We start from the raw sequence: 16,797 nt of genomic DNA, 5'->3' as shown, positions 1-16,797 counted from the left end.
CCCTGGCGGCGCGCACGTTTCCGGTGCGGAGCGATGCATGAACCGCACCCGTGCCCGCCGCGATCACATGCGACGGAAACGGATGACGTGGGAGGGAGCTGCGGTTCATGGACCTCTCCTGTGTTTCCCCAAGTACAGCGTTGGTGCGATCTCCAGGAATCGAAGACGGGTGTTGCCCCGGTTCCCCAACCGGGCGGACGCATCGCAGCGCGATGCGTTCGAGAAGGTGCGGCGATGGCGACGGGTGGGAGGGGTGATCCGTCGCCATCGCCGCGAGAACTCAGCGTCCGCCTGCCGCGCCGCCGAGGACCGGTGCACGGTCCCCGGCGAACTGGGCGATGACGGGATGCGCGTGCATCAGTTGGCGTAGTACAGCTGGTATTCCAGCGGGTGCGTGGCCGCGCGGAACTTGGTCACTTCCTGCATCTTCAGCGCGATGTACGCATCGATGAAGTCGTCGGTCATCACGCCGCCGGCCTTGAGGAAGTCGCGGTCCTTGTCCAGCGCGTCCAGGGCCTGGTCCAGGCTGGAGCAGACCTGCGGGATGTTCTTCTCTTCTTCCGGCGGCAGGTCGTACAGGTCCTTGTCGGAAGGAGCACCGGGGTCGATCTGGTTCTTGATGCCGTCCAGGCCGGCCATCATCAGCGCGGTGAAGGTCAGGTAGCCGGACTGCAGCGGATCGGGGAAGCGGATCTCGATGCGGCGCGCCTTCGGGTTGGCCACCCACGGGATGCGGCACGAGGCGGAACGGTTGCGCGCCGAGTAGGCCAGCATCACCGGCGCTTCGAAGCCCGGCACCAGGCGCTTGTAGCTGTTGGTGCCCGAGTTGGCGAACGCGTTGATCGCCTTGGCGTGCTTGAAGATGCCGCCGATGTACCACAGCGCCAGCTGCGACAGGCCGCCGTAGCCGTCGCCGGTGAACAGGTTGGTGCCGCCCTTGGCCAGCGACTGGTGCACGTGCATGCCGCTGCCGTTGTCGCCGACGATCGGCTTGGGCATGAAGGTGGCGGTCTTGCCGTTGCGGTGGGCCACGTTGCGGACCACGTACTTCATGCGCTGCAGTTCGTCGGCCTTCTGCACCAGCGTGTTGAACTTGGCGCCGATCTCGCACTGGCCGGCGGTGGCGACTTCGTGGTGGTGCACTTCGACTTCGATGCCGACCTGCTCCAGCGTCTTGCACATCTCGGCGCGCAGGTCGTGCAGCGAATCGGTCGGCGGCACCGGGAAGTAGCCGCCCTTGATGCCCGGACGGTAGCCGCTGTTGGCGCCGTCGTAGCTCTTGCCGCTGTTCCAGGCGCCTTCCTCGGAATTGATCTTGAAGAACGCGTGGCCCATGTCGTTGGCGAACTGCACGGAATCGAAGATGAAGAATTCGGGTTCCGGACCGAAGAAGGCGACGTCGGCGATGCCGCTGGCCTTCAGGTGGGCTTCGGCGCGCTTGGCGATGCCGCGCGGATCGCGCGAGTAGCCCTGCATGGTGGCCGGGTCGAGGATGTCGCAGATCAGCACCAGGGTCGGATCGGCGTAGAACGGATCCAGGTAGGCGCTGCTCGGGTCGGGCAGCAGCACCATGTCGGACTCGTTGATGCCCTTCCAGCCCGAGATGGACGAGCCGTCGAACATCTTGCCGTCCTCGAACAGCGAGGCATCCACGATGCTGACCGGGAAGGTGACGTGCTGTTCAACGCCGCGCATGTCGACGAAACGCAGGTCGACGAACTCGACCTTGTTGTCCTTGATCAGCTTTTCAACATTCTCCACAGACATCTCGGAACCTCGGGTTGGATAAGGATGTACGGAGGTAGAGCAATCCCCGTGCCAACCCCAAAATCAGCCCAAGCTGTTGATTTTCAATGGAGGAATCAAGCACCCTCGCTCACGTTTTCCCCAGATTGGGGATAAATGGATGATGAGCGCACCTGATTGGTGCTCGCCTTGATCTCACGTCGCTTGCCTCTCGCCCGCCGGGCGGAGACGATGCGCAACCCTTCACTTTCTTCCCCGGTACGCATGGACCTCCTGTCGCTCGAGCACTTCGCCGGCTGCCTCAACGAGACGTTTTCGGCAGACCTGCAGGGCATGCAGGCGCCCTTCGTGCTGGTGGAGGCGCAGCCGCTGCCGATCCAGGCGCCGGACGCCCTGCGGGCGCCGTTCTCGCTGGTGTTCCGTAACGGTTCGCCGCTGCTGTTCCCCCAACAGATCTACCGCATGCACCATCCGCGATTGGGCAGCACCGACATCTTCCTGGTGCCGGTGGCGCAGGACAAAGAGGGGTTCCTCTACCAGGCGGTCTTCAACTGACGGGCGCCGCGCGCCAGTCCATCCTCACGTAGGAAGCGGCGCTCGCGCCGGCGACGAATCCCAGGCGCTCGTAGAGCCGCCGCGCGGCCGGGTTCTGCTGCAACACGTGCAAGGTCATGCCGCGGCCCTGTGCGGCTGCGTCCTGCTGCGCCGCCAGGATCAGCGCCGTGCCGAGCCCGCGACCGCGCGCTGCGGGAAACAGGCTGACGTCCACGATCAGGTGGTCCGGAGCGCCGCGCCGGAGGTAGAGCCGCCCCAGCAGGCCGCGCACGTCGCACACGGCGAGGAAGTCCGCATCCGCATAGACCTGCAGGTAGTGCCGGTGTTGCGCCTCGAACTGCTGGTCGAGGAACGCACGCTTGTGCGCGGCGGGCCAGGGCACGGGCGCCATCTCTTCTTCGCGCGTGGTCGCATACAGATCGCGCAGCCAGGGCAGGTCGTCCGCTCGCAGGCCGCGCAGGTGCACGCCAGTCGCGGCAAGGACATCGAACGCCCCCGGCACGCCGGTGCGTGCCGCCGGGAAGTCGCCGGGCGCCCCTGGCAACGGGCCGCCCATGTCAGGAGAAGGAGGGGAAGATGCCCTGCAAGGCGATGCTGAAATTCAGGCCGAGATACGGCTGCTGGTTCGCGTGCGGCAGCCCCCCTCCCGCGTTCGGTTGCAGCATGGTCGGCGCGAAGGTGGTGGTGGGCGCGACCGCCACGAAGGGACGCGAAGTGGTCGCCCCCGGTAGCGAGAGCCCGCCATTGGTGACCGGAGCACCGCCGCGCCTGCTTGTGTCGTTCTGCACGTAGGCATTGATGCCATGCGTGTGGCTCGGCATTTCCTGCTGGGTGAGGGTGACCGTGTTGACGCCGAAGGTCTCACCGATGGTGCGCGGCGTGAGGCCGTTCCCGTTGCCCTGCTGGCAGCCTGCGCGACCGGCGAGGTTGGGGAGCTGGAACGTCGTCTGCCCGTTGCCTCCGTACTGCGTGCCGAGCAGCGCGAACAGCGCGGTGTTCTGCTGGATCGGCAGCGTGGCGCCGTTGCAGAACGCCCAACCGCGTGGATTGAAGTTGAATCCAAACGGCTGGATCTGGCCAACAAAGGGTTCGGTCATGGTCTGGATCCTCCGCCCGGGAAGCGCGCGCCCGTCGGGGCGGCGGCTGCGCCGGCATGGCGTGATGGGAAGGGTTCTTCGCGATTGCGGGCTCAGGCCTGCGACGGAAAAATACCCGCCCAGGCGATGCAGTACTGCACCGTCAGGGTGGGCATGCAGTTTTCGTGCGGCTGGCTTCCGCCGCTGGACGACACGCTCTGCGCCGACATCGCCACCGGCGTCGCACCGGTGATGTCCGTGGCATAGAAGGTGTCGCCGCTGACGGCACCCGGCAGCAGCGTGGGCCCTGGCGAAAGCGCCGTGGCCGCTGCGGTGGTCGCCACCAGCGTGTGCGTGTGGGCGGGCATCTGGTTGGTGGTCAGCGTGACCTGCTCGCTGCCCGACATCTGCCCGATGACATAGCTGCTCAACCCGGGCCCCTGGCCCTGGTGGATGGGCAACCTGCCGCGCAAGTCGGGAACGCCGAACGTGCTTTGGCCATCCCCGCCGTACGTGGTGCCGATCAGGGTGAAGAGCACCTCGTACTCCGCGATCGACCGCAGGCCGCCATCACACGCAAACCAGCCATTCGGGACACGGCTGAACCCGAACATGCGGATTTCGCCTACATAGGGTTGGCTCATGGATGCACTCTCCGGAAGTTCTGGAACCGCTGCACGGGAACGGCCTCAGTTGCGCGAGGGGAATATCCCCTGCAGGGCGATGCAGAAATTGATGGTGGTGTAAGGCTGCACGTTGCTGTGCGGCTGTGTTGCGCCGGCGGCCGCGACGGTTTGCGGATTCTGCGCGACGAGTGCGCCACCGCTCGGGGCATACAGGTTGGGCGCCGTGGCGGTGCTCGCACTGGTGCCGAACAGGCGTCCGGAAGGAATGCGGTTGTTGCCGCTCGTCGTCGTGGCATTCATCGAATGGCCGTGCGAAGGCAGGTTGCTGGACAGCAGGGTGACGTTCTCCGTGCCGCCCACCTGGCCGATCTGCACCGACGGCGGCTGCCATCCGGGATCCACCGACGAGGCATAGCCCACCGGCGTACGGCTGCGCAGGTCGGGCAGCGCGAACGTTGTCACGCCATTGCCACCGTATTGTGTTCCCAGCAGGGAGAACAGCGCCTGGTTCTGCGCGATCGCCAGCTGCTGCCCATTGCACAGCGCCCAGTACCTCGGCGCGAATCCGAAGCCGGCCATCATGACCTGCCCGATGAAGAACTCGCTCATGGACCTTCCCCAAGGTGGTGAGCGCGGCGCCCCGATGCGCCGCGTTGCGTACTGTGAACGCCATTCGCGGCGCCGGCAACCCCTCGGGGTGATCGCGATCGCAGGTTGGGCTTCCCCCGATGGACGGGTTCTGCTCAAATGATGTAGGGGAATTGCGCCAGGCCGTCGGTAGTCGGGGTCCACGACGGCGCGGGATCTGGTCGCCTTCCATCGAGTTCATGCGCGCGCCCTGTCGGGGGCGGAATCGCAAGTCGGTTTTCAAGGGGAATCACATCATGTCGGTCGTTATCGGTCATGCTGCGCGCAGGACGCGCTCGCTCGTTGCCACGCTGTTGTTCGCCTGCGTGGCCCTCTTGTTGCCGGACGCGGCCAAGGCCCAGCACACGTCGTCGGAATGTCCAGCCCAGACGGCGACGGTTTCGAGCGGCGGCTCGGTCACGATCAATGTCACCGATTGCGAATTCGCCAGCGGATTCGGCGGCATAGGGCCCATCGACGGCGGCAGTTTCGGTGCCCCGGACTTCGAGAATCACGGCACCGCCAGCCTCCGGGAATCCGGTGGCCAATGGCTGCTGGACTACAGCCATAACGGCTCCACCGGCATCGGTTCGACCGATGTCTTCGAGTTCAGCGATGGCTCGCTGACCGGCGACGGCGACGTACAGGTGACGATCACCATCACCCCGTCGGCGTCACCCATCACGGTCTCCCCCGCCACCCTGCCGACGCTGACCGCCGGCACAGCGTTCGCGCAGACGCTCACCTCCTCGGGTGGTGTTGCGCCGTACAACTACACGCTGCAGAGCGGCGTGCTGCCCGCAGGCCTGTCACTGAGCAGCGGCGGCGTGTTGAGCGGCACGCCCACGCAACGCGGTAGCTACAGCTTCAGTGTGCGCTCCACGGACGCCACTGCACCGACCGCCCTGTTCGTCGACAAGGGTTACACCGGCAGCGTCCAGAACCCGTCGCTGACCCTGAGCACGTCGGCGGGCACCGCCATCCAGGGCGTCGCGTTCTCGCAGACACTGTCGACCACCGGCGGCGTCGCGCCGCATACGTACCAGCTGGAAACGGGCTCGTTCCCGGCCGGCATCAGTGTTTCCACCGCCGGTGAGGTCAGCGGCACCACCGCGGCCGCACCCGGCAACTATCCGGTCACCCTGCGCGTCACCGATGCGAGCACCGGGCCGGGCAGCTATTTCGAACTCGAGAGCTATACGCTGACGGTCAGTCCGCCGCCGAGCGTCTCCATCGCGGTATCGCCTGCCAGCGTCAGCGAAGACGGCGCCACCAATCTGGTCTACACGGTCACGCGCAGCCTCAATCTCTCGTCGCCGACCGTGGTGAACATCACCACCGGCGGTACCGCGACGGCCGGCATCGACTACACCGGTAGCGTCGCCGCCGTCACCATCCCCGCCGGTGCCACCACGGCGACGATCACCATCGATCCGACCGTCGACGCCACTGTCGAAGCGAACGAGACGGTGATCCTGACGGTTGCGGCCGGCACCGGCTACACCGTCGGCACGCCTTCCAGCGTCAGCGGCACGATCCTCAACGACGACGTGCCGAGCGCCTCGATCAGCGTGGCGCCGGCGTCGGTGTCCGAGGACGGCGCGCCGAACCTCGTCTACACCATCACGCTCAACCAGGCACCGCTGAGCGCCACCTCGGTGAACTTCACCGTGAGCGGCACCGCGACATCCGGCACCGACTACGCGGCCGTCACTTCGCCGCTGGTCATCGCCGCTGGCAGCACCACCGGCACGGTCACGGTCAACCCGACCGCCGATGCGACCATCGAAGCGGACGAGACCGTGGTGCTCACGCTGAACGCGGGCGCCGGCTATACCGTCGGCGTGCCGAACAGCGCGACCGGAACCATCCTCAACGATGACCTGCCGACGCTGTCGATCAACGACGTCACCCAGAACGAGGGCAACGCCGGTACCACCAACTTCACCTTCACGGTCAGCCTGAGCGCCCCCGCCGGCCCGGGCGGCACGACCTTCGATATCGCCACCGCCAACGGCACCGCGACGGCGGGCGTCGATTACGTGGCCAGCAGCCTCACGGCGCAGACCATTCCGGCCGGCAGCAGCACCTACAACTTCACCGTGCAGGTCAACGGCGACGCGCTGAACGAACCGAGCGAGACCTTCTTCGTCAACGTCACCAACGTGACCGGCGCGGTCGTGGCCGACGGCCAGGGCGTGGGTACGATCACCAACGACGATCCGGCGCCGAGCCTGTCGATCAATGACGTCAGCGTGGTCGAAGGCAATGCCGGTACGACGAGTGCCGTCTTCACCGTCACGCTCAGCGCCGCCAGTGGCCAGGCCGTCACCGTCAACTACGCGACCGCCGACGGCACCGCGATCGCCCCCGCCGACTACACCGCGAGCAGCGGTACGCTGAGCTTCGCGCCGGGCGCCACCACGCAGACGATCACCGTGCTGGTGAACGGCGAACTGGTGCCCGAGGCCAACGAGACCTTCTTCGTGAACCTCAGCGCGGCGGCCAACGCGACGATCGCCGACAGCCAGGGCGTGGGCACGATCACCAACGACGATGTCCCGGTGACCGTCAACCCGGCCACGATCCCGAACGGCACGGTCGCCACGGCATACAGCCAGACGATCACCGCCAGCGGCGGCACCGCGCCGTACACCTACGCCGTCACCGCCGGCACCCTGCCGGCCGGCCTGAGTCTGTCGCCCGTCGGCACCATCACCGGCACGCCGACCGCCGGTGGCGCCGTCAACTTCACGATCACCGCGACCGACAGCAGCCCGTTCCCGGGTCCGTTCTCCGGCAACCAGGCGTATACGCTGGTCATCGCTCCGCCGACGATCACGCTGCCGGCGACGGCGCTGCCGGGCGGCACGCTGGGCGCGGCCTATTCGACCAGCCTCAATCCCGCTTCCGGCGGCACCACGCCGTACAGCTATGCGGCGACCGCGGGCGCACTGCCGCCTGGCCTGACGCTCAACGCCGCGACCGGTGCCATCACCGGCACGCCGACCGGGCTGGGGACCTTCAACTTCACCATCACCGCGACCGACGGCAGCACCGGCAGCGGTCCGTACTCGGCGCAACAGGGTTACGCGATCACCGTGATCGACGTGGCCCCGACCGCCACCAACTCGTCGCTGACCGTCGCTTACGACGCGCCGGCCACCAACGTGCCGCTCAGCCTCGGCGGCGGCGCCGCGGTCTCGGTCGCGATCGGCTCCGCGCCAGGCAACGGCACCGCCTCCGTCAGCGGCACCACGATCACCTACCAGCCGAATGCCGGCTACGCCGGTCCGGACAGCTTCACCTACACCGCGACCAACAGCGGTGGCACGTCGTCGCCCGCAACGGTCACGATCACCGTGCAGGACCCGGTGGTCACGATCACCGCCGCCGGTGGCTTCGCGGCCAGCATCGCCGCGCCGTATACGCAGACCTTCACCTTCAATGGTGGCGCACAGCCGTGGTCGGGCCATCAGGTGACCAACCTGCCGGCCGGCGTGAGCATCACCGGCACCACCGCGAACACGGTGACGATCTCGGGCACGCCGACCCAGGCCGGCAGCTTCAACCTCAACGTGTCCGCCACGGACAGCAGCACCGGCAACGGGCCGTACACGGTGGGCCAGGCATTCACGCTCACGGTGTCCGCACCCGCGCTGACGATGACGCCCGCCTCGGGTGCGCTCAACCCTGCGTACGGCGTGCCGTACTCGCAGACATTCACTGCCGCGGGCGGCACGGGCCCGTATACGTACGCGGTCCTGGGCACCCTGCCGGCCGGCGTGACGTTTACGGGCGATACGCTGTCGGGCACGCCGACGGCGCCGGGTAGCTACGCGATCACGATCACCGCCACCGACACCGGCTCGACCGGCACCGGCGCGCCGTTCTCCGTCGCGCAGAACTACATCCTCAATGTCTCCGCGCCGACCATCACCGTCAGCCCGGCGACGCTGCCCAACGCCACCGCGGGCACGGCGTATGCGCAGACCGTGACGGCCGCGGGCGGCGTGGCGCCTTACGGCTTCGCGGTGACCGCCGGCGCACTGCCGACCGGCATGACCCTGTCCAACAGCGGCGCGCTGTCCGGTACGCCCAGCGCTATCGGCACGTTCAACTTCACCGTCACCGCGACCGATGCCAACGGCCAGACCGGCAGCCGCGGCTACACCATCACCCTCGCGGCACCGGTATTGACGATGACGCCGGCCGCCGGCTCGCTGAGCGCGACCTACGGGGCGGCGTATTCGCAGACCTTCACCGCGGGCGGCAGCCCGGGGCCGTACACCTATGCACTGACCGGCGCGCTGCCGGCCGGCGTGACGTTCACCGGCAACACGCTGTCGGGCACGCCGACGGCACCGGGTACCTATCCGGTCACGATCACCGCCACCGACACCTTCGTCACGGGCGTGGGCGCTCCGTTCTCGATCGCGCAGAGCTACACGATCAACGTCTCCGCGCCGACCATCACCGTCAGCCCGGCGACGCTGCCCAACCCCACGGCGGGCACGGCGTATGCGCAGACCGTGACGGTCTCGGGCGGCGTTGCCCCGTACAGCATGGCGGTGACGGCGGGCGCGCTGCCCGGCGGCATCACCCTGTCCACGGCAGGCGCGCTGACCGGCACCAGCTACCAGGTCGGCACGTTCAACTTCACCGTCACCGCGACCGATGCCAACGGCCAGACCGGCAGCCGCGGCTACACCGTCACCCTCGCGGCACCGGTACTGACGATGACGCCGGCCGCCGGCACGCTGACCGCGGCCTACGGCGCAGCGTATTCGCAGACCTTCACCGCGGGCGGCAGCCCGGGGCCGTACACCTATGCACTGACCGGCGCATTGCCGGCGGGCGTGACGTTCACCGGCAACACGCTGTCGGGCACGCCGACCGTGCCGGGCAGCTATCCGGTCACGATCACCGCCACCGACACGGTGCTGACGGGTGCCGGTGCGCCGTTCTCGATCGCGCAGAACTACGTCATCAACGTGCCCACGCCGGCACTGACGATCGCACCCTCCACGCTGCCCTCGACGACGGCAGGCCTGGCGTACAGCCAGACCCTGTCCGCCACGGGCGGCGTCGGACCGTATGCGTTCACGCTGACCTCGGGCGCCCTGCCCGCCGGCCTGTCGCTGTCCGGTGCGGGCGTGCTGTCGGGTACACCGACCCAGGCCGGTACGTTCAACGTGTCGTTCACCGCCACCGATACGCACGGCCAGACGGTCACCGCGGGCTATGCGCTGGTGGTGGCCACGCCCACGCTGACGCTGTCCCCGGCCGCAGGCGCGTTGCCGAATGCCACGGCAGGCGTCGCCTACAGCCAGGCGCTGACGCTCACGGGCGGCATCGCGCCTTACACGACCACGCTCACCGGCGCACTGCCGACCGGACTGGCGTTCGATCCCGCCACGCTGCGCTTCAGTGGCACGCCGACCCAGTCCGGCAACTTCACGGTGACCGTGACAGTGACCGACAGCACAACGGGCATCCCGGCCACCACGACCGCGACCTACACCCTGCAGGTGCAGGTGCCTGCGCTGTCGATGACACCGGACGCCGTTGCCGGTGCCACCGCCGGCGTCGCGTACACGCAGGCGTTCGTCGCCTCGGGCGGCATCGCGCCTTACCAGTACAGCCTGAGCGCCGGCACCCTGCCCACGGGCGTGGCGTTGAATGCATCCACCGGCCAGGTGTCGGGCACGCCGACGCAGGCGGGCAACTTCGACTTCAGCGTCACCGCCACGGACAGCACGACCGGCACCGCCGCCACCATCACCCGCGATTACACGCTGGCCGTCTCGGCGCCGACGATCGTGGTGGATCCGGAAACGCTGCCGGAAGCCCTGCAGTCCGTCGCCTACGACGAAACCCTGTCCGCGCGCGGCGGCACGGCGCCGTACACGTTCGCCGTGGATGCGGGCGCACTGCCGGCCGGCATGACCCTGACCGGCGCTGGCGTGCTGTCGGGCACGCCGACGGCGACCGGCCTGTTCAACATCACCATCCGCGCCACCGATGCGCTGGGCTTCAGCGGAACGCGGACGTACGCGTTCAACGTGATCTCGCGACCGGATCCGACGCAGGACCCGGAAGTCCGCGGGTTGCTGGATGCGCAGGCCGAGGCGACGCGTCGCTTCGCCACCGGGCAGATCACCAACTTCCAGCAGCGTCTGGAACAGCTGCACGGCGGGGCGAAGTCCGGCGGCTCGCGCAATGGGCTGTCGTTCACCACGCGCGAGCAGTGCCCGGACAACCGTGCGTACACCGACATGGATGCCTGCGGCACCGCCGCGCGCGAACGCGCCGCCGATGCCCGACGCGATGCCACGGGCCAACCGCGCCTGTCCGGCGGCGCCAGTCCGGATGAGGAGGGGACGGCGGCACAGGCGGATGCATCCGCGTTCGGCTTCTGGACGGGCGGCACGCTGCGGTCGGGCAACTTCGATGGTCGCTCGGGCCGCAACAGCCTGGATTTCGAAACCGAAGGCGTGAGTGCCGGTGCGGATCGTCGCTTCCATCCCGACCTGGTGGCCGGCCTCGGCCTGGGTTACGGCCAGGACAGCACCTCGATCGGCGACAACGGCACCCAGTTGGATGGCAAGGCGTGGACGCTGGCGATGTATGCCAGCTACCAGCCTGGCGAGCGCCTGTTCGTCGATGGCCTGGTCGGCTTCCAGCGCCTGTCGTACGACCTGGAACGCTTCGTCACCACCAATGAGGCACTGGTCCGCGGCTCGCGCGATGGCGACCAGTGGTTCGCGTCCATCTCCGTGGGCAGCGACTTCACGCGCGGCACGGCCCAGCTGACGCCGTACGCACGACTGGATGCGATGCGGGCGACGCTGGATCCGTACACCGAAAGCGGCGACCCCACCTACGCGCTGACCTACGGCGAGCAGGACGTCGACACCACCACCGGCAACCTCGGCCTGCGCATGGCGTTCCGCCGCAGCGCCACCTGGGGTGCGTTCTCGCCGCAGGTCCGCTTCGAGTACCAGCACGACTTCACCGCGGACAGCCGCACGTTCATGCAGTACGCGGACCTCCTGGGCCCGACCTACGCGACCTCGGTGAGCGGTTACGACCGCAGCCGGTTCATGCTGGGGCTGGGCGTGTTGTTCGACTTCGGCGCCTATTCGCTGCAGGTCGACTACCGCGGCGTGGTGGGCAGCAGCGACCAGCGCGACAACGCGCTGCAGTTGATGTTCCAGACCGGCCGGTAATGCTCGACGGACCGGCCCGCGAAACCCCTGACCAAGGAAAAGACCGACATGACGCGCTCTGACTGGATGGCACAGGTACTGCGATTGGCCCGCATCGGCCAGGACTGCGCACGCACGGGCGACGACGTCAGCGACGCCGTGGGGCGCGGTACGCCCGACAGCCAGGATCGCCGCCGCCTGATGCAGGCGGCCGTGGGCGGCGTGGCGGCGGCAGGGCTCGGCGTGATGGCGCCGCCCCTGCTTGCGGCGACGGCGCAGGACGCGCGCACGATGTATGCGCGCCTGACCAACACGCGCGGGGTGGCGGTCGTGGGCGCGGGCCTGGCCGGCCTGGCCTGCGCGACCGAGCTGACCCGTCTCGGCGTGCCGGCGAAGGTGTTCGAATCGGCCCAACGGGTCGGTGGTCGCTGCTGGTCGGCCCGCAACGTGTTCCCGGGGCAGGTGGCCGAACGTGGCGCCGAATTCATCGGCAGCTCCCACCACGCCATGCTGGGCTATGCGCGCGCGTTGGGGTTGCCGCTGGAAGCCGTCGACGGCGATCGCGGCCGCACGTTCCACCACTTCGCCGGCCAGCGCCACTCCGACGCGGAGATCGCGGATGAGTTCCGTGCGTTCGCCGATTTCATCCGTGAAGACATCGCCCCGCTGGGCGCGCCGCACGCGGAGCGCTTCTGCGCACGCGCCGAAGCGCTCGATTTCATGTCGCTGGACGAATACCTGACGCTCTACGGGGCCAGCGGCCTGCTGCGCAGCGTGCTGGGCAACGCCTTCCTCGGCGAGTTCGGCAGCGACCTGGACGAAGTCAGTGCGCTGGCCTTCCTGCGCTTCACGTACGGCGACCGGCGCAGCAAGTTCGCACTGGAGAGCCCGGGCGAATCGCTGCGCGTGGTGGGTGGCAACGACCTGATCGCGACCGGACTGGCGCAGAAGCTCCCGCAGCCGGTACAGCTCGGCCATCGCCTGGTGGCCCTCAGCCGGCGCACGGGCGGCACGGTGCGGCTCACCTTCGACCTGCGCGGCAAGTATGTGCAGCGCGATTTCGACGCCGTGGTGCTGGCCATGCCCTTCAGCGTGCTGCGCGATGTGGAGATGCGCGGCGTGGAGATGTCGGCGTGGAAACGCCAGGCCATCGACAAGTCGGAAATGGGCGACAGCAGCCGGCTGCTGGTCGGCTTCTCGCGTCCGTACTGGCGCGAGAACGGTGCCACCGGCAGCGGCAAGGCGGACCTGCCGAACCTGCAGAACGCGTGGGAGACCAACCCCTCGCGTGCGGGCCGCACCGGCGCGGTCATCGCGCACCAGGTGGGCGGACAGGCCGCGCGCAGCCTGCTTCCCGCGAGCCTCCAGATGGATGCGGTGGGCTTCGTGGCATCGCTGGAGGAAGTGCTGCCCGGCGCCATGGAGACGGTCTCCCGCGATCGCCGCGGCAAGATCCTCGCCACCAGCCAGAACTGGAGCACCGATCCCAACAGCCGCGGCGCAGTCCCGCGTCCGCAGCCGGGGTACTTCACCCGCATTGCGCACGCCGAAGCCAGCGCCGTGGACAACCTGCTGTTCGCCGGCGACCACACCAGCAGCTTCTACGAATGGCAGGGCTTCATGGAGGGCGCGGTCCTTTCTGGCCTTCGCGCGGCCAGCGAAGCCAGCAACCTGTTCCGCGGCGCCTGAGCACGGACGACACTGACACGCGGACGGCGCGCGGGCGGTCTGCCGTTGGCGAGCACGGGCACGGAAGGGCTTTCCGCTATCCTGCCCGTTCCCCGCCCGAACCTCGCCCATGACCGACCTGCTCGCCGCGCTGCTGCTCGGCATCCTCGAAGGCCTCACTGAATTCCTGCCGGTCTCCAGCACCGGCCACCTGTTGATCGCCCAGCACTGGCTGGGCCCGCGTTCGGACTTCTTCAACATCGTCATCCAGGCCGGTGCGATCCTGGCAACGACGCTGGTGTTCCGCCGCCGCATCTGGGAATTGGCCACCGGCTGGCGCGATGCCGCCACGCGCGACTACGCGATGAAACTGGCGGTGGCCTTCCTGGTGACCGCCTTCGTCGGTTTGCCGGTGCGGCTCGCAGGCTGGGAATTGCCGGAAACCGTCGCCCCGATCGCCTGGGCGCTGATCCTGGGCGGCGTATGGATGCTGGTGGCCGAGCATTTCGCCGAGAAGCGCGGCGACGTGGCCGCCATCACCTGGAAGGTCGCGGTGCTGGTCGGCCTGGCGCAGGTGGTGGCCGGCGTCTTCCCGGGCACGTCGCGTTCCGCGGCGGCGATCTTCATGGCGATGCTGGCCGGCACCAGCCGGCGTTCGTCGGCGGCGGAGTTCGTGTTCCTGGTCGGCATCCCCACCATGTTCGCGGCCAGCGGCTATGCCTTCCTCGAACTGGTGAAGGACAACGCACTGGGCAGCGAGAACTGGGGCGAGGTCGCCCTGGCCTTCGCAGCGGCGACCGCGACGGGCTTCGTGGTGGTGAAGTGGCTGCTGGGCTTCATCAAGGCGCACCGCTTCACCGGGTTTGCGATCTACCGCATCGTGCTGGGCGCCCTGCTGCTCCTGCTGATGCCGGTCGGCAGCTAAGCGCCCTTCACCCCGTTCCAACCGCTCGCGCGTTTGCATAGGCCACCCTTGGAGAAGACGCCATGAAACGACTGCTGCTGCTCGCCCTGCCCCTCGCCCTGGCCGGCTGCCCGAAACCCGCCGAAGACACCCCGGCGCCCCCTGCCGCATCGGCCCCCGCGACGGCCGCCGTCGCCCCCGCCGCGGATCCCGCGTTGCTGCCGAAGTACCACTGGCGCCTGTCTTCGGCGACGGATGCGCGAGGCCGGCGCCTCGACGCGCTGTTCGTCCAGCCCGACAAGCCGGTGACCCTGGAGTTCCGCGACGGGCGCCTGGGCATCGCCAACACCTGCAACCGCATGGGCGGCAGCTACACGCTGGCCGACGGCTCGCTGACGGCCGGGCGCCTGATGTCGACGAAGATGGCCTGCGCCGACGCCAAGGTGATGGCGCTGGACGACGAAGTCGGCAGGCGCCTGGAAGGCACGCTGACGCTGGCGACCGTCGCCACCGGCGATGCGCCCGCGTTGACCCTCACCACGGCCGGCGGCGACACGCTCTCCTTCACCGGCGAGCCCACGGCCGAAACGCGCTTCGGCGGCCCGGGCGAACGCGTGTTCCTGGAAGTGGCCGCGGACACGAAGCCGTGCAACCACCCGCTGATCCCGGACATGCAATGCCTGCAGGTCCGCGAGATCCAGTACGACGACAAGGGCCTGAAGGTCGGCACGCCCGGCGAGTTCCAGCACTTCTACGACAGCATCGAGGGTTATAAGCACGAGCCGGGCATCCGCAACGTGCTGCGCGTGGACCGCTACGCGGTGAAGAACCCGCCGGCGGACGCGTCCAACCGCGCCTACGTGCTGGACATGGTGGTGGAGTCCGCCAACGAGAAGAAGTGACGCCTTCGATGGTGGCGCGTCGCCGGTATAGTGGCGCGCCACCGGAACCGATCCGTCGCTGATGAGCTTCGCTGCAAGGAACGCATCCTCCTTTTCCCTGCTCGCCGTTGTCCTGCTCGCCGCTTCCGCGCTGGCCATGTGGCTGCCGGCGCTGTGGACGCCCTTCTGGGGCGACGATTACGTCTTCCTGCACGCCGCGCATGCGACGAACGCGAGCGGCGCGCCGTGGTGGTCGGACTTCTGGCCTTCGTCGCCCGTGCGTTTCTGGCGCCCGCTGTCGCAGGAAGCGTACTGGCGGCTCATCGACGCCGGCCTGCACGGCAATGCCTTCGCCGCGCACGCGGTGAACCTGGGGCTGCACCTGCTGGCGTCGTCGGGCGTCGCCCTGCTCGGCCATCGCATCGCGCGCGCCTGCGCATGGCCGCACGCCGGCAGGGTCGCCCTGCTCGCCGGCGCCGTGTACGGCGCACTGACGATGCACCTGCTGCCGGTGCATTGGGTCGCGGCCGCCAACAATGCGTTGCTCACGCTGTTCACGACGCTGTCGCTGGCCGCGTGGGTCAGCGCGCGTGATGCCCGCGGAACAGCGCGCGTCGTGCTGTTCGCCTCGGTGCCGGCCTCGCTCGCCCTGGCCCTGCTGTGCAAGGAATCCGCCGTGCTCACGCCCGGCTTGATGCTGGTGGCGGCCGCGTTCGTCGGCCTGCGCCGGCCCACCATCGGGGAGGCCATCGCCTGGCTGGCCTCAGCAGGCGTGGTGGTCGCGTGGCTGCTGTTGCGCGGGCGCTTCACCGCGAACACGGATGCCGCCTACGAACTGGGCCTGGGCAGCCACGTGTTGCGGAACGCGACCTCGTTCGTGGCATGGCTGCTGAACGTTCCGCGCGAAGCGGTGCGCATGGCGGTATCGGGCGAGCGGTTCCAGGGGTCGGCCTGGATCGCGGCCACCGCACTGCCGATGCTCGGCGCGTGGATGCTCGCGTTCTGGTCGGGTCGTCGCGCGCTGTCGCCGACGCAGTGGCTGGCCCTGCCGGTCTTCGCCGTGCTGGCGTACGCACCCTACTTCCTGTTCGCGTGGAACAGCTACGAGTACTACGCCGCCATCGCGGTGATCCTGCCCGTCATCGCGATGGCCCGCGGCATCGCCGGCACGCCGCGCGCGCTGGCGGTGGCGGCGCTCGTCGCGCTGTCTTCATGGATCGCCGTGGAAGGTACGCGCCGCCTCGATCACCCCGGCCTGATCGGGCGCGCGCGCTGGGCGGAGTCCACGCTGCAGGCGCTGGAGCGCCAGCCCACGCCGCCGACGCCCCTGCATGTCGCTGTCGCGGACGGGCAGCGCTTCTACGCCATCGGTGCGTGGGGCCTCGCGTGGCGCCTCGACATTCCGCTGCAGGGCATCAGCGTGGCGCGTGAGTGCCCGCCAACGGGAACATGCCTGGTGATCGATGGCGACGGCGGATCACGCTGGCGCGAAACGCCCTGATA

Annotated in this window: 11 protein-coding genes; 6 read left to right on the top strand and 5 right to left on the bottom strand. The window is 68.7% G+C overall.

Annotated elements, in window-relative coordinates:
* Nucleotides 1–357: 357 nt before the first annotated feature.
* Complete coding sequence (gene glnA, locus ASD72_RS11355; RefSeq protein ID WP_056880057.1) at nucleotides 358–1,767, bottom strand: type I glutamate--ammonia ligase; 1,410 nt, start codon at nucleotides 1,765–1,767, stop codon at nucleotides 358–360.
* Nucleotides 1,768–2,010: 243 nt separating this feature from the next.
* Here glnA and ASD72_RS11350 point away from each other — a divergent pair, with 243 nt between their 5' ends.
* Entirely contained in the window at nucleotides 2,011–2,301 is a 291-nt protein-coding gene (locus tag ASD72_RS11350) for a hypothetical protein (protein WP_056880056.1), read from the top strand.
* On the opposite strand, the gene ASD72_RS11345 is transcribed toward ASD72_RS11350, so the two are convergent.
* From ASD72_RS11345 to ASD72_RS11330, 4 genes are all read right to left on the bottom strand, one after another.
* A complete protein-coding gene (locus ASD72_RS11345) occupies nucleotides 2,294–2,845 on the bottom strand; it encodes an N-acetyltransferase (RefSeq protein ID WP_235578001.1) in 552 nt (183 codons plus the stop codon). The genes ASD72_RS11350 and ASD72_RS11345 overlap by 8 nt on opposite strands.
* A gap of 13 nt (nucleotides 2,846–2,858) precedes the next feature.
* Nucleotides 2,859–3,398, bottom strand: coding sequence for a tail fiber protein (locus tag ASD72_RS11340; protein WP_056880054.1), 540 nt, complete (start codon nucleotides 3,396–3,398; stop codon nucleotides 2,859–2,861).
* 92 nt (nucleotides 3,399–3,490) lie between these two features.
* Nucleotides 3,491–4,021 carry a tail fiber protein gene (locus ASD72_RS11335; protein ID WP_056880053.1) on the bottom strand — a complete coding sequence of 177 codons (531 nt, stop codon included), beginning with the start codon at nucleotides 4,019–4,021 and terminating at the stop codon, nucleotides 3,491–3,493.
* A gap of 45 nt (nucleotides 4,022–4,066) precedes the next feature.
* The gene (locus tag ASD72_RS11330; RefSeq protein WP_056880052.1) at nucleotides 4,067–4,612 is read right to left on the bottom strand and encodes a tail fiber protein; all 546 of its coding nucleotides are present in this window, start codon (nucleotides 4,610–4,612) and stop codon (nucleotides 4,067–4,069) included.
* Nucleotides 4,613–4,887: 275 nt separating this feature from the next.
* On the opposite strand from ASD72_RS11330, the gene ASD72_RS11325 reads away from it, so the two are divergent.
* The 5 genes from ASD72_RS11325 to ASD72_RS11305 all read left to right on the top strand — a co-directional run bounded on the left by ASD72_RS11325 (nucleotide 4,888) and on the right by ASD72_RS11305 (nucleotide 16,795).
* On the top strand, nucleotides 4,888–11,862 hold the full coding sequence (locus tag ASD72_RS11325) for a putative Ig domain-containing protein (protein ID WP_056880051.1): 6,975 nt from the start codon (nucleotides 4,888–4,890) through the stop codon (nucleotides 11,860–11,862).
* Nucleotides 11,863–11,910: 48 nt separating this feature from the next.
* Entirely contained in the window at nucleotides 11,911–13,530 is a 1,620-nt protein-coding gene (locus tag ASD72_RS11320) for an NAD(P)/FAD-dependent oxidoreductase (RefSeq protein ID WP_081420294.1), read from the top strand.
* A 109-nt stretch (nucleotides 13,531–13,639) separates the two neighbouring features.
* Nucleotides 13,640–14,434 carry an undecaprenyl-diphosphate phosphatase gene (locus ASD72_RS11315; RefSeq protein ID WP_056880049.1) on the top strand — a complete coding sequence of 265 codons (795 nt, stop codon included), beginning with the start codon at nucleotides 13,640–13,642 and terminating at the stop codon, nucleotides 14,432–14,434.
* A gap of 62 nt (nucleotides 14,435–14,496) precedes the next feature.
* Nucleotides 14,497–15,315: an META and DUF4377 domain-containing protein gene (locus ASD72_RS11310; RefSeq protein WP_056880048.1), complete on the top strand. Its 819-nt coding sequence runs from the start codon at nucleotides 14,497–14,499 to the stop codon at nucleotides 15,313–15,315.
* A 61-nt stretch (nucleotides 15,316–15,376) separates the two neighbouring features.
* On the top strand, nucleotides 15,377–16,795 hold the full coding sequence (locus ASD72_RS11305; protein WP_155944613.1) for a hypothetical protein: 1,419 nt from the start codon (nucleotides 15,377–15,379) through the stop codon (nucleotides 16,793–16,795).
* The last annotated feature ends 2 nt before the right edge of the window (nucleotides 16,796–16,797 follow it).

The organism is Pseudoxanthomonas sp. Root630, from assembly GCF_001427585.1.
Classification (GTDB): domain Bacteria; phylum Pseudomonadota; class Gammaproteobacteria; order Xanthomonadales; family Xanthomonadaceae; genus Pseudoxanthomonas_A.
This window is presented reverse-complemented; position numbering and strand designations above follow the sequence as displayed.